This window comes from Micromonospora polyrhachis (assembly GCF_014203835.1).
GTDB lineage: Bacteria > Actinomycetota > Actinomycetes > Mycobacteriales > Micromonosporaceae > Micromonospora_H > Micromonospora_H polyrhachis.
Map to the genome: position 1 here is coordinate 1,395,626 of NZ_JACHJW010000001.1, position 21,831 is coordinate 1,417,456.

Here is a 21,831-nt window from a genome sequence, read left to right on the forward strand (position 1 = left end):
GTGCTCGGGCTGGTCCCCCGTGCCGACGAGCCGTCGCCCGGGGAGGAGCATGCTCATGTTCAAGAGGCTCGCGGCGATCCGCTCCGCGCGTACCGCGCAATCGACGACGCAGGGTGACCGGGCGATGGTGCCCTCGGCGCGCGCCACCACCGAACGTCCCACGGAACCGCCAGCGGCCCTGGACCCGGGCGCGCCCCCGGACTACTTCGGGTTCATCCCGAACTACGCCAACAGTCCCCTGCCCCGTCTCGATCCAGCCGGCCGAGCGGTGCCCGGCACCGGGATTCGCAAGTTCGTCGACTCGCTACCCGGCCTCGGCCCCGGACGGCAGAACGACCTGGGCAACTACCTGCCGATCGCGGTGCCCGACACCATCACCTACCCCGGCTGCGACTACTACGAGATCGGGTTGCAGCAGCACAGCCAGCAGTTGCACCGAGACCTCCAGGTGACCCGGCTCCGTGGCTATCGTCAGGTCAACAACGGTACCGACGCCAACGGCCACAACACGGTGACGCCGCCCGGTCGGGCACACCACCTCGGGCCGGTGATCATGGCGCACCGCAACCGCCCGGTACGGATCAAGTTCATCAACCAGTTGCCCACCGGCCCGGCCGGCAGACTCTTCCTGCCGGTCGACCCCACCGTGCCGGGTGCCGGCATCGGGCCGCTGAACGGAGCCGGACCGTTGGGCGGCACCGGGCCGCTGGCCGGGGCCGGGGCCGAGACCTATCCGCAGAACCGCGCGGTACTACACCTGCACGGCGGAGCCGCGCCGTGGATCAGCAGCGGGACGCCCGACCAGTGGCTCACCCCGGCCGGGGAGGCGACGCGGTACGCCACCGGGGCGGGGCTGGTCAACGTGCCGGACATGACGGAGCCGAACCAGGGCGCGGTGACCCTGTTCTATCCGAACCAGCAGAGCGGCCGACTGCTGTGGCTACACGACAACACCGCCGGCATCAGCCGGCTGACCGTCTACTCCGGACAGATTGGTCTCTATCTGCTCGACGACCCGGCGGAGCAGCGGCTGGTGGCCGACGGCATCCTGCCCACCGAGCAGATTCCGCTGGTGATCCAGGACAAGACGTTCGTGCCCGACGACGACCAACTGGCCGCCCAGGACCCGACCTGGGACCGGGCCGCGTGGGGGGCGCGCAGCAACCTGTGGTTTCCGCACGTCTACATGCCCAACCAGAACCCGTACAACGAGTCCGGGTCGAACCGGATGGGCCGCTGGGACTACGCACCGTGGTTCTGGCCGCCGTCCACCGGCACGGTGCACGGGCCGGTGCCCAACCCGTACCACGACCCGGACGCGGCCCCCTGGCAACCGCCGGTCGCCCCGGGCACGCCGAACCCGTCCATCGTGCCCGAGGCGTACCTGGACACCCCGCTGGTCAACGGCTGCGCCTACCCGTACCTGCGGGTGCTGCCGAAGGCGTACCGGTTCCGGATCCTGAACGCCTGCACCGACCGTGCGCTCAACCTCCAGCTCTACTACGCGGCCTCCAACGCCACGATGTGGAATCCGGACGGTTCGCTACACGACGGCGACGCTGGCGAGGTACCGATGGTGGAGGCGGCTGCGACGTCCGACTTCCCCCCGGAGTGGCCGACCGATGGCAGACCGGGTGGGGTGCCCGACCCGGCGGCGTCCGGGCCGGAGATGATCCAGGTCGGCAACGACGGCGGTCTGCTCCCCGCCCCGGTGGTGCTACCCAACCAGCCGATCAACTACGCCTACCACCGGCGGGAGGCCACGACGCTGAACGTCTCCGCCCATACCCTGCTGATCGGGCCGGGTGAACGTGCCGACGTGGTCGTCGACTTCTCGTCCGCACCCCCCGGCTCGAAGATCATCCTCTACAACGACTGCCCGGCACCGATTCCGGCCTTCGACGCCCGCTACGACTACTACACCGGGGCCGCCGACCAGACCCCGTACGGCGGGGCACCGACGACGCTGCACGGCTTCGGGCCGAACACCCGAACCCTCCTGCAGTTCCAGGTGGGCGGCACCCCGTCACCCCCGTTCGACCTGGCCGCGTTACAGGAACGGTTACCCCAGGCGTACGCCGCCAGCCAGCCGCCGCCGATCGTGCCACAGCAGGCGTACGACCGGGCGCTGGGCACCCGGACCGAGCGGAACACCTACGTGCCGATCCAGGACACCTCGATCACCTTCACCCCGCTCGACGGTATCGGGCCGGTGACCCTGCCGTTGCTACCGAAGGCGGTCGCGGAACAGTTCGAGTCCGAGTACGGCCGCACCTCCACCCGCCTCGGTGTCGAACTGCCCAGCACCAGTGCCCTGGTCCAGACGACCATCCCGTTTGGCTACGCCGATCCGCCGACGGAGACGCTCTTCGCCTCGGACCTCTCCACCCCGGTCGGGTCCGACGACGACGGCACCCAACTGTGGAAGGTCACCCATCACGGGATGGCCACCGAGTTCGTCCATTTCCACCACGTCAACGTCCAGCTCGTCAACCGGGTCTGCCGCAACGGGGTGATCCGACCGCCCGACCCCAACGAGTTGGGCTGGAAGGACACCGTACGGCTGAACCCGCTGGAGGACACCATCTTGGCGATGCGCCCAGCACTACCCGAGCCGCTGCCCTTCAAGATCACGGACAACGTACGGCTCGCCGACCCGACCCGGATCGCCGGCACCACCCAGGGGCTCGTACAGGTCGACCCGCACAGCGGCGAGCCGGCGTTGGTCACCAACCGAGAGGTCAACCTCGGCTGGACGTACGCCTGGCAGGGCCAACTCCTCGGCCACGCCGACGGGGAGATGGCCCGGCCACTGGTGCTACGGGTCTCACCCGCCGCGCCCACCGGGCTGACCGCCACCCCATCCCCCGGGTCGGCCACTCAGCTACCGGCGATCGCACTCGTCTGGACCAACAACGCCACTCGACCGGCGGCCACCATCAACCTGGTCCAGCGCGCCACCGACGTCACCTTCAGCACGAACCTCACCAACCTCAACGTCCCGGCCACCGCTGGTTCGCACACCGACTCGACGGTGACCCCCGGGGTGACCTACTACTACCGCATCCGGGCCGAGAACGCCGTCAGCTGTTCCGCCTGGTCCGGCACGGTCTCCACGGTGGTACGTCTGCTCGCGCCCACCAGCCTCACCGTGGCCGTGCCGGCAGCAGCACCGCTGCGGGCGAGTCTGGCCTGGACCAACCGTTCCTTTGCCACCAGCATCGACGTGCAGCGGGCCACCAACCCGACCTTCAGCGCGGGCCTGGTCACCCGGTCGATCCCGGTCACCGGCACCTATCTGGACAGCACCGTCGCCGGAAACACGACCTACTACCACCGGGTCCGCACCAGCTACCTCGGTGCCACGTCGCCCTGGTCCAACGTGGCCTCGGCGGCCACCCCCGCACCGCCGGCGACCCCGACGAATCTCACCGTCACCGCCGTGGCAGCCGGTACGGACGCGGCCACCGTCGAACTGGGCTGGATTGAGCCGAGCGGCGGCGTGGTCGGCGGCTGCACCATCCAACGGGCCGCCGATCCGAGCTTCACCACCGGCCTGGCGACCTTCAGCGTCAGCGGCGCGAGCCGCTGTTTCAGCAACACGGGCCTGACCCGCGCTACGACGTACTACTACCGCATCCGGGCCGGCAATGCCGCCGGGCTCTCCGCCTTCACCGCACCGGTCTCCGTCACCACTCCGCCGTGACCACTTCGGCCGGCACCACCGGTGCTCTCAGTGGCTCGCCTGGGGTGTGCTCCGGCCGGTTGGTGGCCCCGACGCCGGATCACCCCACACACGCAGCTCAGCCAGGCTGGTGGCAACGCCGTGCAATAGCGCGGTGGCCTCGTCGAGCTGCGCGGCGGCAGGATGTTCCTCGGCGATCCGGCCCTCCTCGGCCAGATAGCCAGCCGCCGCCGCGACCAGCTTCTCGTAGGCCGTCACTCCCCTGTCGAGCTGCTCGGCCAGGTTGCGGTGGGCCGCTCTCAGCGCGGAACGGGACTCGTCCGGGGCGCACCGTAGCGACTTCTCCACACCGGCCACCCGGTTGGCCAGCTCGCGTAGCGACCGTTCCGCGACGGCGGCCTCCAGCACCGCAGGCGCGGCGGGACCGGTCAGCCGGTCGGCGAAGCCGGCCAGCGTCGAGGTGGCCCGATTCAGCCGGGCCCACGGACGGGCGGCGGCGGATCCGCGCAACGCCAGCCGGGACCGCCCCCGACGTACCCCGGTCAGCACCCCGCGGCCGACTGGCAGCCGTTCGACCGCCGCGACCAGCCGCTGCTCGGCCGACCGTTGGTCGGGGGGCGGCGGCGCCGGCTGCGCGGCGAGCGCCCGCAGGTCGGACCAGCGCCACAGGGCCAGGGCGATGGAACCACCGGCGGCAGCGGCCCAGGCCGCGTCCGGCAACCCCAAACCGCTGTACGGAGTGAGAATCGCCGTGGCACCGCCCAGTCCACCGCCCAACACACTCCATCGCCGGGCGGACCGGCGAAGCTTGCGCAACCGCCGAAAGTAGCGAGCCCGCTGGTCCGCCACGACTGCCCTCCTGCCTCAGTCCGGCAGCCTCAGCTGGCGGCGCTGGTGTCGCCCGTGCCCTTCTCCCGGGCCATGCTGGCCCGGATCTCGTCCAGCCGGGCGACGCTGGCCGGGTCCGTGGCCGGTGCGTTCTGGGCGATACCGGCCTGGGCCGGAGCGCCGGCCAGCTTCTCGCCCGCCATGCTCGACCGGATCTGCTCCAACCGGGATGAGCCGGCCAGGTCCAGCGTGCTCTTCTGGACCTCCAGCATCCGCCCCTCGACCGAGTTACCGGCCAGTTCGGCGCGACCCATCGCGTTGGCGTACCGCCGCTCGATCTTCTCGCGTACCTCGTCCAGGGACGGGGTGTTGCCGGGAGCCGCCAGTGACGACATCGACTCCAGCGAGCGGGCCACGCTCTCCTGCATCTTGGCCTGTTCGAGCTGGCTGAGCAGCTTGGTGCGCTCGGCCAGCTTCTGCTGGAGGATCATCGAGTTGTTCTCCACCGCCTGCCGGGCCTGGGCGGCGGCACCAATGGCCTGATCGTGCAGGGCCTTCAGGTCCTCGGCCGACTGCTCGGCGGAGACGAGTTGGGTGGCGAGGGTCTGGGCTGTCTGCTCGTACTTGGTGGCCTCCGCCTCGTCACCGGCGGACCGGGACCGGTCGGCGAGCACCAGCGCCTGCCGGGCCATCGCCTGAAGGCGCTCGACCTCGGACATCTGCCGGGACAGCCGCATCTCCAGTTGGCGCTGGTTGCCGATGACCGCAGCAGCCTGCTGGACCAATGCCTGGTGCTGGCGCTGCGCCTCCTCGATGGCCTGCTGGATCTGCACCTTGGGATCGGCGTGCTCATCGATCTTGGCGCCGAACAACGCCATCAGGTAACGCCAGCCCTTGACGAACGGGTTCGCCATATTCGCAGTATCCCCTCAGTGTCATCGCCTCTGCCGAGCGCGCCGGATCGACCTGGCGAACGGCGCGTGGCTTCCCATGGTCCCAGCCTGACGCCACCCCCCGGCAAAAAACCGTGGGGGGATACCAGTCGGATGGGTGCCGTGCCGCCACCCTACGCGGGCCGGAACGCGCACAGCCACCGTCGGCAGGGGTTGTATCGGTGCTGCGGTGGGGGCTCAGGCGGCGCGAACGACGGCGCGCGGCTCGGAGTTGGCCGACCGGACCCGGCGGGTCGTTCGCAGCGTGGCCTTCAGCGGCGACTCCTGGCGGACCGAGACGGAGACGTTGCCGTCGGTCGTCACCCGATGCACCGGCGCGGTCGGTGTCACCCGACGTGCGCCCAGGCCGGCACCAGCGCTGGCCATCGCTGGTTCGGGTGCGGCAGGGGTGGCCGCCGTCGAAGTGGCGGGGACGGCCGATGTGCCAGAGGTGGCCTGCTCGGCGACCGTGCTGGCGGTGCCGGACGTCGGCTGTTCGGTGACCGGCACGAGCACGCCGGCCATCTGCTCGGCTAGGGCGACGGTGTCACCGACCTCGCGCAGCAACTCGGAGAGCTGCGCACCGAGGGCGGCGCAGATGGCGGCGAGCAGTTCGCTCGACGCCTCCTTCTGCCCCCGTTCGACCTCGGACAGATAGCCCAGGCTCACGTTGGCCGCGGAGGAAACCTCACGCAGGGTCCGGTGCTGGCCCTGTCGGCGGGCGCGCAAGGCGTCACCGATCACCCGGCGTAGCAAGATCATCGCACCTCCCCCTCACGCGGGACGACTTCCCCGCACCAGCAACGGCACCGGCTACCGCCAGAGCCTTTCCGCAACCGTACCCGGTACCGACCACCGCGACATCCCAGCGCCGCACCGAATCTGCCCGCGGCTCCCGTTCGTCCCGGGTCCTTCCCGTCGTGCCGATCCGATCAGCGTGCCGGCCGGCGCAGCGGTCGCCATGTGCCGGCCGTCTCCAGCGGCACCGGCGGGTCATCCCGCACGATCGACCGTCAACCGGCCGGAGCAGCGTGGATCTGGTCTGCGAGCAGTCGTAACGCGTCGGTCACCGTGTCGGTGCGAATCGCCAACCGATCACCGTCGAGGTCGAGTTCGCGGACCACCGCGCCGGTGGGGCCGGACACCGCCACGAAGACCATGCCGACGGGCTTGCCGCCCTGCGGTTCGGGACCGGCCACGCCGGTGGTCGCCACCCCCCAGTCGGTCCCGCACCGCTGCCGGACCCCCTCGGCGAGTGCCAGCGCCACGTCCGGATCCACCGGGCCCCGTTCCGCCAGCAAACCGTCCGGTACGCCGGCCAGGGAGGCCTTCAGATCGGTGGCGTAGACCACCAACCCGCCCCGGAAGACGGCGCTGGCCCCGGCGACATCCACGATCGTGGCGGCCAGCAGCCCACCGGTGAGCGACTCGACGACGCCGAAGGTCTCCCCCCGATCGACGAGCGCGTGTACGACGGCTGCCGCCGGGCTTCCCACCGGTGGCTCGACACTCTCTGCCATCTTCGCTACCTCATCCCGCCCGCCGCCGCAGGCGCAGCGCCCGCACCACGTAGTCGAGGCCGGTCAGCAGGGTCACCACGACGGCGGCTCCCATGATCCACGGCCCGATCCAGGCCACCGCCGCCGGAACCGGCCACAGGTACCAGACGATCGCCAGGATCTGCACCGCCGTCTTGATCTTGCCGCCGTGGCTGGCGGCGATGACACCATGCCGGATCACCCAGAAGCGGATCAGGGTGACACCGAACTCCCGGGCCAGGATCACCAGGGTGACCCACCAGGGGAGCTGGTCGTACCAGGACAGCAGCACCAGTGCCGCCCCGGTCAGCGCCTTGTCCGCAATCGGGTCGGCGACCTTACCGAAGGAGGTCACCAGCCCGAACCGACGGGCGATCCACCCATCCGCCAGATCGGTCATCGAGGCGAACGCGAAGGTCAGACAGGCGGCGATCCGACCACTGGAATCGGCCATGCCGGAGACGACGACCAGCGCCATGAAGACCGGCACCAACAGCAGGCGCAATGCGGTAAGGGCGTTGGCCGCATTGACGACCGGCACCGTACGGACCGTGGCAGCCGGCGCGGGGTCGGTCGCCTCGGTCACGGTCTCACCTCGTTCCACCCGGGGCCGCCGCCGCCGAGATCATCTCCTCCGGTACGGCGATCAGGTCGACCCCCTCGGTGCCGGTGACGGTGGCCCGAACCAGGTCACCCGGGCGCAGTGCGGCCAGGTCGACCCCGCCCTCGGCCGGGGCGACCAGGGTGGTCGAACCATCCACCTCCGGCGCCTGGTGGGCGGCCCGCCCCTCCACGACGCCGTCGCTGATCGAGTCGACCAGCACCTCGACGGTGGACCCGAGACGTTCCTCGGCCCGCTGGGAACACAACTCGTCGGCCAACGCGCTCAGCCGGTCGTAGCGCCGTTTGATCGTCGCCGCCGACACCTTGCCCGGCAGCCCGGCCGCCTCGGTACCGTCCTCGTCGCTGTAGTCGAACATGCCGATCGCGTCGAGCCGCGCCTCGGTCAGGAAGCGGACCAATTCTTCGACGTCGCCGCGGGTCTCGCCCGGAAAGCCGACGATGAAGTTGCTCCGCGCTCCGGCCTCCGGCGCCAACGCCCGCACCGAGGCGAGCAGGTCGAGGAACCGGTCGGTCGACCCGAAACGGCGCATCCGGCGCAGCACCGGCTCGGCGGAGTGCTGGAACGAAAGATCGAAGTAGGGGGCGACGCCCGGCGTGGTGGCGAGCGCCTCCACCAGCCCCGGGCGGGTCTCCGCCGGTTGCAGGTAACTCGCCCGGACCCGGACGATCCCGGACACGGCGGCGAGCTGCGGCAGCAGCTTCTCCAGCAGCCGGGGATCGCCGAGGTCCTTGCCGTACGAGGTGGAGTTCTCGCTGACCAGCACCAACTCCCGTACCCCCGACTTGGCCAGCCATTCGGCCTCGGCGAGCAGTTCGTCCGGGGTACGGGAGACGAACGCCCCACGGAACGCCGGAATGGCACAGAACGCGCACCGGCGGTCGCAGCCACTGGCCAGCTTGAGCGACGCGACCGGGCCGGAATCGAGCCGATGTCGCAACACCGGTCGCAGATGGGCCGGAGTGTGCTCGTCGGCGACCAGCCCTTCCCGCGTGGGCGCACCGCCACCGTGGCCGGGCACCACCACGGCGCTGCCGTGCCGGGACACCGGCGTCAGTGGCAACAACTCCCGACGGTCCCGGGGGGTGTGCGCGTCGAGTCGCTCCCCGGCGACCACCGCGTCGAGTCGGGCCGAGATGTCGGGATAGTCGTCGAAGCCCAGCACCGCCTGCGCCTCGGGGAGACTGTCGGCCAGCTCCCGCCCGTAGCGCTCGGCCATGCAGCCGGCGGCCACCACCTTGGCCCCGGTGTCGGCGGCGGCGAGCAGGGTCTGGATCGAATCCTGCTTGGCCTTCTCCACGAACCCGCAGGTGTTGACCAACACCACGTCGGCGCGTTCACCGTCGGTGGTCACCTGCCAACCGTCGGCGTGCAACCTGGCCGCCAGCTCCTCCGAGTCGACCTCGTTACGGGCACAGCCCAGGGTAAGCAGCGCGACCCGGCGGCCGTCGGTCGAGGAAGAGGAAGTGGCAGACACCTCCCGAGGGTACCGGGCCGCACCGACGATCCGATCGGGTGTGCGCCCTGGCAGCCGGAGAGATCACAGTCGGACCGCCGCCTCCCGGGCCAACGTGTCCAGCAGGAACACCTCGGTACCGGCCAGCCCGACCGAACAGAAGACGCTCACCTCTCCGGGTGCGGCCCGGCCGGGAACCGCGCCGGCCAGCACCGCCGCCAGGTCACGGAGGTTGTCGGCGTACGGGGGGTCGGTGGCGAGCATCGGCGGGTCGTACGCCCCGGCCTGCGCCAACGAGTCGGTGGCGAGTACGTCCGCCCGATCCAGCAGGTCCAGCCCGAACTCGGCCCGGCCGCGCTGTTTGAAGCCGACGGTGTTGACGTGGGTGCCCGGGTCGAGGTCGGCGGCGGAGATCACCGGAGTGGGACTGTCGGTGGCCAACACCACGACGTCCCGGCCGCGTACCGCCGTCTCGGGGCGATCCACCGCCCGGGCCGGGATGCCCAGTTCGGCGCGAACCCGGTCGGCGAACGCCTCCCGGCGGGCCCGGGTACGGCAGTACACCGTCACCTCCCGCAGCGGGCGTACCGAGGCTGCCGCCCACACCTGCGCCCACGCCTGTCCGCCGCAACCGATCACGCCGAGGGTGCTGGCCTCGGGGCGGGCCAGCAGATCGATCGCCACCCCGCCGATCGCCCCGGTTCGCCGCGACCCGATCTCGGTGCCGACCGCGATCGCCCGCACCCGCCCCGACCGGGCGTCGTGCAGGACCACCACCTGTTCCGCCTCCGGGTGGCCGAAGGTGTCGTACGTCCGGAAGCCGTACCACTCGTCGGTCAACTGGCCGGCGGTGGTCACCAGCCGTCCCCCGGCCAGCGGTGCGGAGCCGCGTGGGGGCGCGACGAGCCGACCGGCGTGGGCGGCCAGCAGGGCGGCCCGGGTGGCCCCGATCGCGGTGGGCGCATCCAGTTGGGCGGCCACCTCGGCGTCGCTGAAGAGCAGGGTCATGTCGCCCATCCTGATAACTGAACCTCACTTCAGGTCAAGTCGCCGGTGACCTTCCCCACCGCTGGCCGCCAGCGGCCCGCCCTCACCACCGCCGGGGCCACCTTTCCCGCCTGCGGCTGTCCGACCCGCGCAGGTGCTAACGTCGGCCCCGACGGCCGAGTTCGTTGGCCCGTCCCGGACGAGTGCGAGTCGTACCCGGTGGTGCGAAGACGACCGCGATATGACCATGACCGAGGTCGTGGGACAGTCGCTCCGGCCGTCTTCCACTGGCACCGCGCTTCCCCACGCCGACGTCGCCGTACGTATCGAAGGTGAGTGCCATGGCCTGGGTAGTGCTTGTCGTTTCCGGTTTCCTGGAGACCGTCTGGGCGATCGCCCTGGGGCGGAGCGCGGGGTTCACCCGGCTCGTCCCCTCGGTGGTCTTTCTCGTCGCACTGGTATTGAGCATGGTCGGTCTCTCCTGGGCGCTGCGATCGATACCGATCGGCACCGGTTACGCGGTGTGGGTCGGGATCGGGGCGGTCGGCACCGCCGTGGTCGGGATGGTGGCCCTGGGCGAGTCGGCCAGCCTCCCCCGGCTGCTCTGTCTGCTGCTGGTGGTGGCCGGGGTGGTCGGCCTGAAGTTCTTCCACTGAGCGGTACGGAAGGAGTTCCTTCCTGTTCGTCTTCCGCCCGGAAAGGGCGCGCCCCCCTGACCCCAGCGCCGGGGGTCAGTCGTCGGCGCGGAGACCAGCCAGGGTCTCCTCCAGCTCGTCCGGCTTGACCAGCACCTCACGTGCCTTGGAGCCCTCGGACGGCCCGACGATGCCCCGGGTCTCCATCAGGTCCATCAGCCGACCTGCCTTGGCGAACCCGACCCGGAGCTTGCGCTGCAACATCGAGGTGGAGCCGAACTGCGAGGTCACCACCAGCTCGATCGCCTGCACCAGCAGGTCGAGGTCGTCCCCGATGTCCTCGTCGATCTTCTTCTTGCTGTCCTGCGCCGGGGCCAGCACATCCGGCCGGAACTCCGGCTCGCGCTGGTCCTTGCAGAACTTGACCACGGAGTTGATTTCCGACTCGGAGACCCAGGCCCCCTGGATCCGGATCGGCTTCGACGCGCCCATCGGCAGGAACAGCCCGTCGCCCCGGCCGATCAGCTTCTCCGCGCCGGGCTGGTCGAGGATGACCCGGGAGTCGGCCAGCGAGGAGGTGGCGAAGGCCAGCCGGGACGGCACGTTGGCCTTGATCAGACCGGTCACCACGTCGACCGAGGGACGCTGGGTGGCCAGCACCAGGTGGATGCCGGCGGCCCGGGCGAGCTGGGTGATCCGGACGACCGAGTCCTCCACGTCCCGGGGCGCGACCATCATCAGGTCCGCCAGCTCGTCGACGATCACCAACAGGTACGGGTACGGCCGGATCTCCCGCTCGCTACCGGGCGGGGGTTTGATCTGTCCGGCTCGCACCTTGCGGTTGTAGTCGTCGATGTGCCGTACCCCGTTGGCGGCGAGGTCGTCGTAGCGCATGTCCATCTCGCGGACCACCCAGTCCAGCGAGTCGGCGGCCTTCTTCGCGTTGGTCACGATCGGCGTGACCAGATGCGGGATGCCCTCGTAGCCGGACATCTCCACCCGCTTCGGGTCGATCAGCAGCAGCCGCACCTCGTCCGGTGTGGCCCGAGCCAGAACCGAGACCAGCAGGGAATTGAGGCAACTGGAATTGTGTGTCGGGATGCAGGCACGGCTGGCCAAATACAGGTGGCTGGGGCTGTCGACCTCGATACAGCGAACGGGTACGGACCGGATCGGCCGCACATCCACGATGAAGCGCAGCGACGTGGAGGGGCGAACGCTGCTCACCTGACGGCTCAGCTTGCGCGTCAACCGGAACACCTTCTCCGGCGGCGTGAAGTGAATCCGATAGCAGGTGGAGCTCATCTCGTCACGGCCCTTGACCGGCTTCGTCGTCATCGTCGCCTGATAGCCAAGGCTGATGATCAGCTCCAGGGTGTCGCGAGCAAGCCGTTCGTTGGTGACCGCGAACTCGACGCCGCCCCGCTTGGAGACCGTGCCATCCGTATCGAGCAGGCCAGCCAGCAGGTCTCGGCGCTGCTGTTCCGACGCCCGCAGGTAGACCGCGGGAATGTGCTTCGGACCGATCTGCCGGAACAGCGCCCGCATGGTGTGATAGCGCCGCTGAGGAGGGGTGGTCGGCATGAGGCCGATCCTCCGGCGATTTCGAAGTCTGCCTTTGGCTGCACGACACACCGCCGAGAGGCCCACCCCGAGGTGTCTTGCCGCCTGAGCCAGCGTGACCCCCTCAGCAGCCAGGTCCACCGCCTCAGCGATGCGTCGGTCGCGTTCCGGGGAGTTCGAGATCGTGTATGCGAGCTGGTTGCGGGGGTGCTTCGTGATGGCATACCCATCCAGCCGAATCTGATCGAGGATCTCCTCGTCAGCACACGTGAAAGAAGCCGATCCGGTCGTGCCGTCGCCGAGCCAGCAGCCCAGGGTGTACGGCGCGATCGGGAGGTCCTGCTCCGGACAGTCGAGTGGTCCGCTAACTGGAATCGCATGGTTGGTCCAGGTGCCACCAGTTCCCGACACCCGTAGCGATGCGGCAATCTCCGCTGTCGTCACCGGCTGATCGTCGAAGACACGTCTCTGACTCGAACGCCCTGGGGCCGAGACACGCTCGCGCAATGCCTGGTAGAGACGGTGACGTGAATAGGTTTGGACGGCTCGCGTCACGGTCTGCCCACCACGGTGGTACGTCGCGCTACCGCTCCTCCCGCCCTTCGGAATGCCCCTGTCCCTAACGGATTGGTACAGCACATTCCGGAACTGCGGACCAACATCCGACACGACCTCGGCTGTCGTTACCAGACGGTCGGGCTCGGCAAGGACGTCGGCTGTCCGATCGGCGACAAGCGCGACATCGCTCGCGGACCAGTACGAGCCGTCCTTCCACCGATGAGTTCGTTGCGAGCGGCCTGCTCTCGTCGTCGTACACCACTGGTGTTGCGCGTCGGCAACGATCACCGTGCCATCTGAGAACTCCACCTCGTAACAGGGGCGATCCGACATGACGGGGGTGGCCCCGATGATCGTGCATGCCCGACCACGCTCGTCGAAGACCTGGTCACCAACCTGAAGCTCGCCCATCGTGGACCAGCCACCGGGTGTGGGGATCGGTGTGTCCAGGGCAAGCGCCTTCCCGGCCCCAGTTGCCCCCGCTATCAGGATGTGCGGCATCTTGGCCAGGTTGGCCACCACGAAGCCGCCCTCGATGTCCTTGCCGAGCGCCACCACCATCGGGTGATGGTCGGCCGCGGCCACGCGAGAGCGCAGCACGTCGCCGAGGGCCACGTCCTCCCGGTCGCTGTTCGGGATCTCCACCCCGACCGCGCTCTTGCCGGGAATCGGACTGAGGATCCGTACGTCCGGCGACTTGACCGCGTAGGCGATGTTGCGGGACAGCTGGGTGATCCGCTCCACCTTCACGCCGTGGCCCAACTCGACCTCGTAGCGGGTGACGGTCGGGCCCCGGGTGAAGCCGGTGACCGCCGCGTCGACGTCGAACTGGTCGAACACGCCGGCGAGCGCGGTGATCACCTCGTCGTTGGCCTTGCTCCGGGTCTTGGCCGCACCGCCGGGGCGCAGCAGGTTGGCCGGCGGCAACGTGTAGTCGCCGGCCATGCCGGTGATGGCGAGCTGCTCGGCCCGGGTCGGTGCGACGGAGTGCTCGGGCGGTTCCGGTGCGCGGCGGGTGGCCGGCACCTTGGCCGCAGGCTTACGGGGCAGCGGGATGGTGTCGTGCACGATCTCGTCGTCGGCGGCCTCGTCGTCCTCGATGAGGCTGGCCTGCCGTCGCCGGGCGGGTCGGCGCGCGCCTCGGCCCGCACCGGCCTTCGCCGCGCCCGACCGGGCCGCGCCCCGCGCACCCTCCTCGTCCTCGTCGTCGTCATCGTCGTCGTCGGAACCGCCGCCGACCGGCCTGCCCAGCACGGTGCCGGCCAGCAGGCCGAGCCGTTCCGGGATCTTGTTGACCGGGGTGGCGGTGACCACGAGCAGCCCGAAGAAGAGCAGCAACAGCAGCACCGGAACGGCCACCCAGGCGCTGACCGTCTTCACCAGCGCCGCGCCGACCCCGGCCCCGATCAGGCCGCCGGCGTAGTCGCGCTGCACGTTGTCGACCGGGTTCTGTCCGATGTGCAGTAGTGCGGCGGTGGCGACGACCAGCGCCGACCAGCCGACCACCCCGCGCCCCCGGTGCTCCGGCTCGCGTGGCTCGCGCATCAACCAGATCCCGCCGAAGAGCAGCAGCACCGGCAGGGCGGCGGCCACGGCCCCCACGAAGAGCCGGATGCCGTCGGCCACCCACTCTCCCAGCGGACCGGCGGAGGAGAACCACACCGCGAGACCGGTCAGGATCGCCATGGCGATCAGGAACAGGCCGGCTCCGTCCCGGCGGTGTTCCGGGTTGAAGTCCCGGGCGGTGGCCGCCTGCCGACCGGCTGCGCGAACCAGCCAGCCAAGCCCGTGCGCCACGCCCATCCAGGTGCCTCGGGCCGCCTGACCGACGATCACCGCCAGGCCGGAGCCGCCACCGGTACGCCGTTTCGGCGCCGACCGAACCGGGCTCGACTTACGGCCACCGGACGACTTCCCGCCGGTGGACTTACGGGCGCGCGCGTTGGCGGCGCCACGCGGTGACGACGCGCCGCGACGCCGGCTCGCCTGTGGGGTACGGCCCGCCATAGAGTCACACCGTAGCGGCGTGACTCGACCAATCCCCGCTTTTGCGAGTCGTGTCCGCGTGCGACACGCGTGTTGTGCGAGAATCCGTGATCTTTGACACTATGAAGGGACGCCGCATGTCACCCCCCGGCTTCGAGGACACGTCGGACGAACCTGGAGTTGGTGGCCAGTTGCAGACCCTGCAACCGTTGACGAACGAACTCATCGCCTCGGTACTGACCGGCCACGACTACAACTTCCACACCGATTCCGACGGTGACCTGTTCGGCAAGTGGGACGACAGCCTGATCTACTTCTTCCGGGTCGGCGCCAACGGCGAGGTGTTCCAGGTTCGTACGATGGCCGCCACCACGTTCTCGATCGAGAACGTGTCCGCCCTGCACGAGTTCTGCAACGCCTGGAACCACGAGCGCCTGTGGCCCAAGGCATACGTGCACGTCGACGACGACGGCAGCGTACGGGTCTGCGGTGAGGTGGTCACCGACCTCGAACGGGGCGTGACACCACAGCAACTCGACCAGCTGATCAGCTGTGGCATCGCCACCGGCTGCCAGATGTCCGAGGCCGTCGCGGAGCTACGGCCCTGAGCTACCGCCCGGAGAGGGAGTCCGCTATGGAACGGCGGTTCCAGGTCGACCTACGCGGCATCGTCGACCTGCTCAGCCACCACCTCTACGCCAGTCCCCGGGTCTACGCCCGGGAACTGTTGCAGAACGCCGCCGACGCGATCACCGCCCGGCGTGCCGCCGACCCGGACGCCGCGCCGGGTCGGGTGGTCGTCGAGCCGGCCGTCGACGGGTCGCTACGCGTACACGACAACGGCATCGGGCTGACCGAGGAACAGGTGCACACCTTCCTGGCCAGCGTCGGGCGTACCTCCAAGCGCGACGAGTTGGGCTTCGCCCGGCAGGACTACCTCGGCCAGTTCGGCATCGGGTTGCTCTCCTGCTTCATGGTCGCCGACACCATCGAGGTGGTCTCCCGCTCGGCCGGCGGTGGGCCGGCGGTGCGGTGGACCGGCTACGCCGACGGCCGGTACGCCGTCGAGGTGGACGAGACCGCCCGGGAGTCCGTGGGCACCACCGTCGTCCTGCGGCCCCGGCCCGGTGGCGGGCACTGGCTCGCCCCGACGCAGGTACGGGAACTCGTCCGGTCGTACGGTCACCTGCTCGACGTCGACGTCGTCCTGACCGAGCCGGATGGCGGTCCGGAGAGCGAGCCGGAACGGCTCACCGACCCGCAGGCCCCGTGGGAGGTCGCGTACGACGATCCCGAGGTCCGCCGGGCCGCGCTGCTGGACTACGGGGCGCAACTGCTGGGCAGCCGACCGATGGAGGTCGTCGACCTGAAGGTGCCCGAGGCCGGGCTGGTCGGGGTCGGCTTCGTGCTCCCCTCGGCGGCAGCCGTCGGCCAGGGCGGGCACCGGGTCTACCTGAAGCGGATGCTGCTCAGCGAGGACGCCCGCGAGTTGGTGCCGGACTGGGCGTTCTTCCTTCGTTGCGTCGTCGACACCGCCCTGCTGCGGCCGACCGCCAGCCGCGAGGCGCTCTACGCCGACGACCTGCTCGACCGGGTACGCGAATCGCTCGGCGAGCAGATCCGGGGCTGGCTGCTCGACCTGTCGGTGCACCACCCCGACCGGCTGGCCGCCTTCCTGCGCGTACACCATCTCGGGGTAAAGGCGCTCGCGGTGCGCGACGACGAGATGCTGCGGCTGGTCGACGCCTGGCTGCCGTTCGAGACCAGCCGGGGCGCGATGCCGTTGCGCACCTTCCGGCGCGGCGCTTCGATGATCCGGTACGTGAACACGGTCGACGAGTTCCGCTCGTTGGCCGCGATCGCCAGCGCCGCCGGCACGCCGCTGGTCAACGCCGGCTACGCGTACGACGCGGAGATCCTCGAACGGCTCTCCCGGCTCGATCCGAAGATCACGGTACGCCGGCTCGATCCCGGTGAGCTGGCCGCCCGACTCGACCCGCTCAGCGAGGAGCAGGAGCGTAGCGTCGCCGGTTTCCTGGAGACCGCCCGCCGGGCCCTGGCCGATCTCGACTGTGTACCGCTGATCCGCCAGTTCGACCCGGTGACCGTGCCGGCGCTGTACATCGCCAGCCAGCAGGCCCGGGAGCAGGACAACGTACGACGTAACCTGGCCGGTGCGGACGAACTCTGGTCCGACGTGCTCTCCGCCTTCGCCGACGTCGAGATCGAACACCGACCGGAGTTGGTCTTCAACTGGCGGCATCCGCTGATCCGCCGGATCGCCGGCAGCCCGTCCGGTCCCGCGCTGCGTAACGCGGTCGAGGCGCTGTACGGGCAGGCGCTGCTCGCCGGCCACCACCCGCTGCGTGCGGCGGACACCGCCGCACTCAACCGCTCGTTCCTCGCCCTGCTGGAACGATCCTTCGCCGCCCCGGAGACCGGTGGCGGATCCACTCCGACGTCCGGCGGCGGACCGGCCCCGGCGGCGGACACCCCATCCGAGGAGATGCCATGAGGCTGCTGGCCGGTGAGGCGACGTCGTGACCGACCGAAGTGAACTGCTTGAGGCGCTGAACGACGCGAAGGACCTGCCCGACGGCGAGGCCAAGGTGGTGGAGCTGGAACGGCTCACCGCACACGCCGACGCCGCGCAGGACGTACGCCTGGGCTTCGACGTCCGGATGGAACTGATCGACGCGTACAACAACCACACCGAGCGGTGGCGGATGCTGCCGGCGTTCGGGTGGTGCCTGGCCACCTTCGACCGTGAGCCGGAGCTGTTCGACGACTGGGACGCGGAACTGCTGCGCTGGTACCACAAGTGGGCGGTGGCGACGCTGCGTGGTACGCCCCGAGTGGGACTGGCCCAGACCAACGCCGCCCTCGACGACATGGAGCGGCGTTTCCGCGAGGGCGGGCACAGCCTGCACGCGATCTACAACCTGCGCTGCCGGATCGCCGACCATCTCGGTGACGAGGCGGAGGCCCGCAAGTGGCTGGCCCGATGGCGGGCCGCCCGTCGGGACGAGAACAGCGACTGCGCCGGTTGTGATCCGTCCCGCCAGGCGGACCTGCTGGCCGGCTGGGGTGACTGGGAGGAGGCGATCCGGGTCGTCGAGCCGGTGCTGACCGGGGTGCTGGGCTGCACCGAACAGCCGGAGAAGGCGATGGTCACGGCGCTCACCCCGTACCTGCGCCTGGGCCGGTACGACGAGGCCGCCAAGGCACACGTGCGGGCGTACCGGCGGCATCGCCACGAGCGGGACTCCTTCCCGTACCTGGCCGAGCACCTGCGGTTCTGTGCGTTGACCGCGAACTACGACCGGGGCCTGGACATCCTCGCCGAGCATCTCGGCTGGCTGGACCGGCCGTACGACGAGATGTCGGCGATGGAGTTCACCGCCGCGGGCGCGCTGCTCTGCCGGCTGGCGGCCGAGGCCGCAGCAGGCGGCGCGAGCGCGCCCGCCGATCGCACCATCACCCGCCCGGCGTACGGGGACCGACCGGCCGAGGAGCTGAGCGTCCCGGCCGTGGGGGCGCTCCTGCTCGGCATCATGGAAGACCTGGCCGGGCGGTTCGACGCCCGAAACGGTACGACACACCAGTCCGGCCGGATGGCCGCCTGGCTGGCGGAGCGGCCGCTCGACGAGCCGATCCCGTTGCCGGTCGACGAGCCACCGGCCGGCGGCTGGTCGGACGAGTTGGCCGACCTGCCGGCGGACCGGCTCGACGTGGTGGCACCGCTGCGGGTCGAGGCCCTCGTCGCGGTGTTGCACGAGCGCGGCGACCACTACGTCGTCCATGAGGACGGCACGGTGGGCGGCCGGTGGGGCAAGGCGATCGTCCAGTTCGAGCAGTTGGGCGAGCGGGGGGAGATCCTGCACGCCCGGATCGTCGCCGAGCGCCAGCTACCGGCCGAGCGGCTGGCCGACGCGTACGAGTTCTGCAACAGCTGGAACCACGACCGGCTGCTGCCGAAGGCGTACGTGCACGACTCCGGCGACGGCAACCTGCTCCTGGCCGGGGACGTCAGCACCGATCTGGAGCACGGGGTGACCGGACAGCAGCTCGCCGTCCTGGTCAACGCGACAGTCTCGTCGGGTGCCACGTTCGCCGAAGCGGCGGCCGAACTGCCGTGACCGGGCTTGGCCCCGCCCGATCAACCGGGCGGGGCCGGGTCGGCCTGGGCGGGCGGGGCGGGGACGGTACCAGCCCAGGCGTGGATCTGTTCGAGTGCACCACGCAGGCCGGCGCCCCGCTCGGTGAGGGCGTACGTCACCCGGCCGGCATCGTCACGGCGGTCGACCAGGCCCGCCTCGGCGAGCTGGCGTAGTCGTTCGGTGAGGATCCGGCGGGAGATGCCGGGAATGGCGCGGGCCAGCTCACCGAACCGGGCCTCGCCCTGAGAGAGCAGGTAGAGCAGTTCGGTGGTCCACCGCCGGCCGAGTAGTTCCAGCGCGGCGGCGGTGGCTACGGGTATCTCCCCGATGTCGGATGGCCTGGCAGGGCGGAACTCCGGCTGAATGGTTACTTTTGACAACCCCCGGCTGGTCCCCGCAGTCGCCTCACCGAGTAACACGGCAAGACCGTCCAGCATCCGTCGGAGTCCGAACTCGAAGTCCTTACCGGCGCTCCGCCGCTGAGCCGGGGCCGCCGTCAGCAGCCGGGAGAGCGTCGGGAACTGGCCGGTCGCCGTCAGGCCGGTCAGGCTCTCCGCCCGCGCCGCCCACCACTGTTCGCTCGTTACTCCGGTACGCCGCTCGTCCTCGGCCTCGTTACGTAGATAGAGTGCCGCGCCCTGTACGTAGTCGCTGACCGTGAGGTATGCCTGCGTCATCGACTCCGGATCCAGCCCGTGCCTGTCGAGGGCGGACAGTATCCACTCGATGTTCGCCAGCACGTTGCGGCCCAACGGTGGCCGGTGGGTGCCGGCGACGATGGGCAGGACCCAGGGGTGCCGGCGATACATCGCCCACTCCTGTCGGGCGGCAAGCTCGATCCGGGCCCGCCAGCCGGCCGGTCCGGGTTCGGGGTAGTGGATCTCGCCGAACGCCACGTCCACCATGAGGTCGACCAGTTCGGCGCGACCGGGCACGTGCCGGTAGAGCGACATCGTCCCGGCACCGAGGGCGGTGGCGACCCGGCGCATGGACAACCCGTCCAGCCCGTACGCGTCGGCGACCTCGATCGCGGTCCGCACGATCCGGTCGAGGTTCAACCCCGACTCGGGCTCGGGGCCACGGCCTATGTCCATCCGCTCTCCTCCACAGTTGCCGCACCAGTGTCCGCCCGGACTGGCCGTACCTTCGTCGCCGTGCGTACAGTGTACGCAGCCGACGACGGGAGGTGCTCATGACCGAGACCATCACGGTACGACCGGGGCAGCCAGCGGACGTGCCAGCAATCGTGACGACCATCGACGAGGCCGGCTTCGACGAGGCGGTCTTCAGCTGGGTGATCCCGGACGAACAGGCCCGGCGGGAGCGGCTCGCCACCGGCGCCGAACAGCAGACCGCCTGGGTGACCAGTACCCTCGCCACCGCCGAGATCGTTACGGCCGGCACCCCGTCCCGAGAGATCGCCGGGGTGGCGGTGTGGCAGTTCGAGGATGGCGAGCCGGAGACCGCACCCGCCGACCTCACCGACTTCTTCGCGCAGGCCTACGGCCCATACGCGGCACGCATGATGCTCGTGCTGGAGCTGACCGGGCAACGCCATCCCCGCCACGAACCGCACTGGTACCTGCAACAGATCCTGGTCGTGCCCGCGTTGCGGGGGCACGGGCTCGGCGGTGCGCTGCTGCGCCACCAACTTGCCCGAGCCGATGCCGCCGGTGTGCCGGCCTACCTGGAGGCAAGCAGCCCGCGCAACCGCGCGCTGTACGAACGGTACGGATTCCAGCCGCTGGGCGACTCGATCGCACTGCCGGAAGACGGACCACGGCTGCAACCAATGTGGCGGCCCCTGAGGATAGGAAGGGCCCCTGCCTATCGCCTTTCGGGGTCTACCGACGTCGTCGTGGGTTCATGATCCGACGACCTGCTCGACCCACCCACGACGACGTCACAGGATCCGCTCAATGCAGCGATCTCGGCGGTGGAGGCGTTACCGCCGGTACAGACCACGGCGAGGCGCTGGCCGGCGAACCGGTCGGGGCGGGCGAGCACGGCGGCGAGCGCGGCGGCCCCGGCACCTTCGGCGAGAGTGTGCGCGTGGCTCGCCAGTATCCGTTGTGCCGTCGCGATCTGCGCGTCGGTCACCAGGTGGAAGTCGCTCAGCCCGGTGCGCATCAACTGTTGTGGCAGGGTGAACCCTCGCCCGGTGGCCAGTCCGTCGACCCTGGTGTGGTTGGGTCGCGTGACACAGGTGCCGGCCCGCCAGGAGTCGTGGGCTGCCGGGGCGGCCGACGACTGCACGCCGATGATGCGGCAGCGCGGGGCGAGTTCAGCGGTGACCAGGCCGGCTGCGGCGGCACCGGTGCCGCTGCCGACCGGCACCACGATCGCGTCCAGGTCCGGGCAGGCTTCGAGTATCTCCAGGTACAACGTGCCAACACCCGCCAGCAGCGCCCCGGTGTCGCCGGGACTGATCAGCAGACCGGCGTCCTCGGTTGCCAGTCGCTCCGCCGCGCGCTGCGCGGCGGTCATGTCCGCCCCGTCGAGCACCACCGTCGTGCCGAGCCCGCGCACGGCCCGAACCTTCTCCTCGCTGGCTGATGTCGGCATGACGACCGTGCACCGCACCTGGAAGCGGGCGCATGCGTACGCCAGGGACTGGGCGTGGTTACCGGTCGAGTACGTCACCAGGCCACGGGCGCGCAGCTCGGCCGGCAAGCCGGCCAGCAGGGTCAGCCCGCCACGGACCTTGAACGCGCCGATCGGCTGCACGTTCTCGTGCTTGACGTACACCGTCGCGCCAGCGAGTTCGTCAAGCGCGGGATACGACCACATCGGCGTGGCCGGCAGGTGGTCAGCCAGCACGTTGCGGGCAGCAAGGATGTCGGCGAAGGTCGGCGCGTGTTCCACGGAGACCATCCTCGTC

Annotated in this window: 15 protein-coding genes and 1 pseudogene; 6 read left to right on the forward strand and 10 right to left on the reverse strand. The window is 70.3% G+C overall.

The window, feature by feature from the left end; translation table 11 throughout:
- Positions 1-49 precede the first annotated feature (49 nt).
- Positions 50-3,706 (forward strand): hypothetical protein, encoded by a 3,657-nt coding sequence (locus FHR38_RS05485; protein WP_376771386.1) that lies wholly within the window; start codon positions 50-52, stop codon positions 3,704-3,706.
- 27 nt (positions 3,707-3,733) lie between these two features.
- Here FHR38_RS05485 and pspM read toward each other — a convergent pair whose 3' ends face one another.
- The 7 genes from pspM to FHR38_RS05520 all read right to left on the reverse strand — a co-directional run bounded on the left by pspM (position 3,734) and on the right by FHR38_RS05520 (position 10,069).
- Positions 3,734-4,534: a phage shock envelope stress response protein PspM gene (pspM, locus tag FHR38_RS05490; RefSeq protein WP_312881864.1), complete on the reverse strand. Its 801-nt coding sequence runs from the start codon at positions 4,532-4,534 to the stop codon at positions 3,734-3,736.
- 29 nt (positions 4,535-4,563) lie between these two features.
- On the reverse strand, positions 4,564-5,427 hold the full coding sequence (locus tag FHR38_RS05495) for a PspA/IM30 family protein (protein ID WP_184533339.1): 864 nt from the start codon (positions 5,425-5,427) through the stop codon (positions 4,564-4,566).
- A gap of 216 nt (positions 5,428-5,643) precedes the next feature.
- Positions 5,644-6,207, reverse strand: coding sequence for a helix-turn-helix domain-containing protein (locus tag FHR38_RS05500; RefSeq protein WP_184533341.1), 564 nt, complete (start codon positions 6,205-6,207; stop codon positions 5,644-5,646).
- Between the two features lie 251 nt (positions 6,208-6,458).
- Entirely contained in the window at positions 6,459-6,965 is a 507-nt protein-coding gene (locus FHR38_RS05505; RefSeq protein WP_184533344.1) for a CinA family protein, read from the reverse strand.
- Positions 6,966-6,975: 10 nt separating this feature from the next.
- On the reverse strand, positions 6,976-7,569 hold the full coding sequence (gene pgsA / locus FHR38_RS05510; protein ID WP_184533346.1) for a CDP-diacylglycerol--glycerol-3-phosphate 3-phosphatidyltransferase: 594 nt from the start codon (positions 7,567-7,569) through the stop codon (positions 6,976-6,978).
- Between the two features lie 4 nt (positions 7,570-7,573).
- Entirely contained in the window at positions 7,574-9,082 is a 1,509-nt protein-coding gene (gene rimO / locus FHR38_RS05515; protein WP_184533348.1) for a 30S ribosomal protein S12 methylthiotransferase RimO, read from the reverse strand.
- Between the two features lie 63 nt (positions 9,083-9,145).
- Positions 9,146-10,069: an ornithine cyclodeaminase family protein gene (locus FHR38_RS05520; RefSeq protein ID WP_184533350.1), complete on the reverse strand. Its 924-nt coding sequence runs from the start codon at positions 10,067-10,069 to the stop codon at positions 9,146-9,148.
- Between the two features lie 320 nt (positions 10,070-10,389).
- Between FHR38_RS05520 and FHR38_RS05525 the strand changes: the two genes are divergently transcribed.
- Positions 10,390-10,704, forward strand: coding sequence for a DMT family transporter (locus tag FHR38_RS05525; protein ID WP_184533352.1), 315 nt, complete (start codon positions 10,390-10,392; stop codon positions 10,702-10,704).
- Positions 10,705-10,794: 90 nt separating this feature from the next.
- Here FHR38_RS05525 and FHR38_RS33500 read toward each other — a convergent pair.
- Positions 10,795-14,811 (reverse strand): annotated as a pseudogene (locus FHR38_RS33500) (DNA translocase FtsK 4TM domain-containing protein); the annotation flags it as partial.
- Between the two features lie 116 nt (positions 14,812-14,927).
- Between FHR38_RS33500 and FHR38_RS05535 the strand changes: the two are divergent.
- From FHR38_RS05535 to FHR38_RS05545, 3 genes are read left to right on the forward strand one after another with little or no spacing between them, the layout of a single operon-like run.
- On the forward strand, positions 14,928-15,398 hold the full coding sequence (locus tag FHR38_RS05535; RefSeq protein WP_184533356.1) for a type III secretion system chaperone family protein: 471 nt from the start codon (positions 14,928-14,930) through the stop codon (positions 15,396-15,398).
- Positions 15,399-15,424: 26 nt separating this feature from the next.
- Entirely contained in the window at positions 15,425-17,305 is a 1,881-nt protein-coding gene (locus FHR38_RS05540) for an HSP90 family protein (protein WP_184533358.1), read from the forward strand.
- Positions 17,306-17,330: 25 nt separating this feature from the next.
- On the forward strand, positions 17,331-18,929 hold the full coding sequence (locus FHR38_RS05545; RefSeq protein WP_312881866.1) for a type III secretion system chaperone family protein: 1,599 nt from the start codon (positions 17,331-17,333) through the stop codon (positions 18,927-18,929).
- A gap of 20 nt (positions 18,930-18,949) precedes the next feature.
- Here the strand turns inward: FHR38_RS05545 and FHR38_RS05550 are convergent, their stop codons facing one another.
- The gene (locus tag FHR38_RS05550; RefSeq protein ID WP_184533361.1) at positions 18,950-20,044 is read right to left on the reverse strand and encodes a TetR/AcrR family transcriptional regulator C-terminal domain-containing protein; all 1,095 of its coding nucleotides are present in this window, start codon (positions 20,042-20,044) and stop codon (positions 18,950-18,952) included.
- A gap of 98 nt (positions 20,045-20,142) precedes the next feature.
- Here FHR38_RS05550 and FHR38_RS31965 point away from each other — a divergent pair, with 98 nt between their 5' ends.
- On the forward strand, positions 20,143-20,820 hold the full coding sequence (locus FHR38_RS31965) for a GNAT family N-acetyltransferase (protein ID WP_184533363.1): 678 nt from the start codon (positions 20,143-20,145) through the stop codon (positions 20,818-20,820).
- Here the strand turns inward: FHR38_RS31965 and FHR38_RS05560 are convergent.
- Entirely contained in the window at positions 20,778-21,815 is a 1,038-nt protein-coding gene (locus FHR38_RS05560) for a threonine ammonia-lyase (RefSeq protein ID WP_312881868.1), read from the reverse strand. The genes FHR38_RS31965 and FHR38_RS05560 overlap by 43 nt on opposite strands.
- Between the last annotated feature and the right edge of the window lie 16 nt (positions 21,816-21,831).

Bases quoted from the DNA above. Each gene is read 5' to 3' on its own strand.
- FHR38_RS05500 (WP_184533341.1), bottom strand. From the start codon at position 6,207: ATGATCTTGCTACGCCGGGTGATCGGTGACGCCTTGCGCGCCCGCCGA.
- FHR38_RS05540 (WP_184533358.1), top strand. From the start codon at position 15,425: ATGGAACGGCGGTTCCAGGTCGACCTACGCGGCATCGTCGACCTGCTC.
- FHR38_RS05495 (WP_184533339.1), bottom strand. From the start codon at position 5,427: ATGGCGAACCCGTTCGTCAAGGGCTGGCGTTACCTGATGGCGTTGTTC.
- FHR38_RS05485 (WP_376771386.1), top strand. From the start codon at position 50: ATGCTCATGTTCAAGAGGCTCGCGGCGATCCGCTCCGCGCGTACCGCG.
- FHR38_RS05535 (WP_184533356.1), top strand. From the start codon at position 14,928: ATGTCACCCCCCGGCTTCGAGGACACGTCGGACGAACCTGGAGTTGGT.
- FHR38_RS05520 (WP_184533350.1), bottom strand. From the start codon at position 10,069: ATGACCCTGCTCTTCAGCGACGCCGAGGTGGCCGCCCAACTGGATGCG.
- FHR38_RS05505 (WP_184533344.1), bottom strand. From the start codon at position 6,965: ATGGCAGAGAGTGTCGAGCCACCGGTGGGAAGCCCGGCGGCAGCCGTC.
- FHR38_RS05525 (WP_184533352.1), top strand. From the start codon at position 10,390: ATGGCCTGGGTAGTGCTTGTCGTTTCCGGTTTCCTGGAGACCGTCTGG.
- FHR38_RS31965 (WP_184533363.1), top strand. From the start codon at position 20,143: ATGACCGAGACCATCACGGTACGACCGGGGCAGCCAGCGGACGTGCCA.
- FHR38_RS05550 (WP_184533361.1), bottom strand. From the start codon at position 20,044: ATGGACATAGGCCGTGGCCCCGAGCCCGAGTCGGGGTTGAACCTCGAC.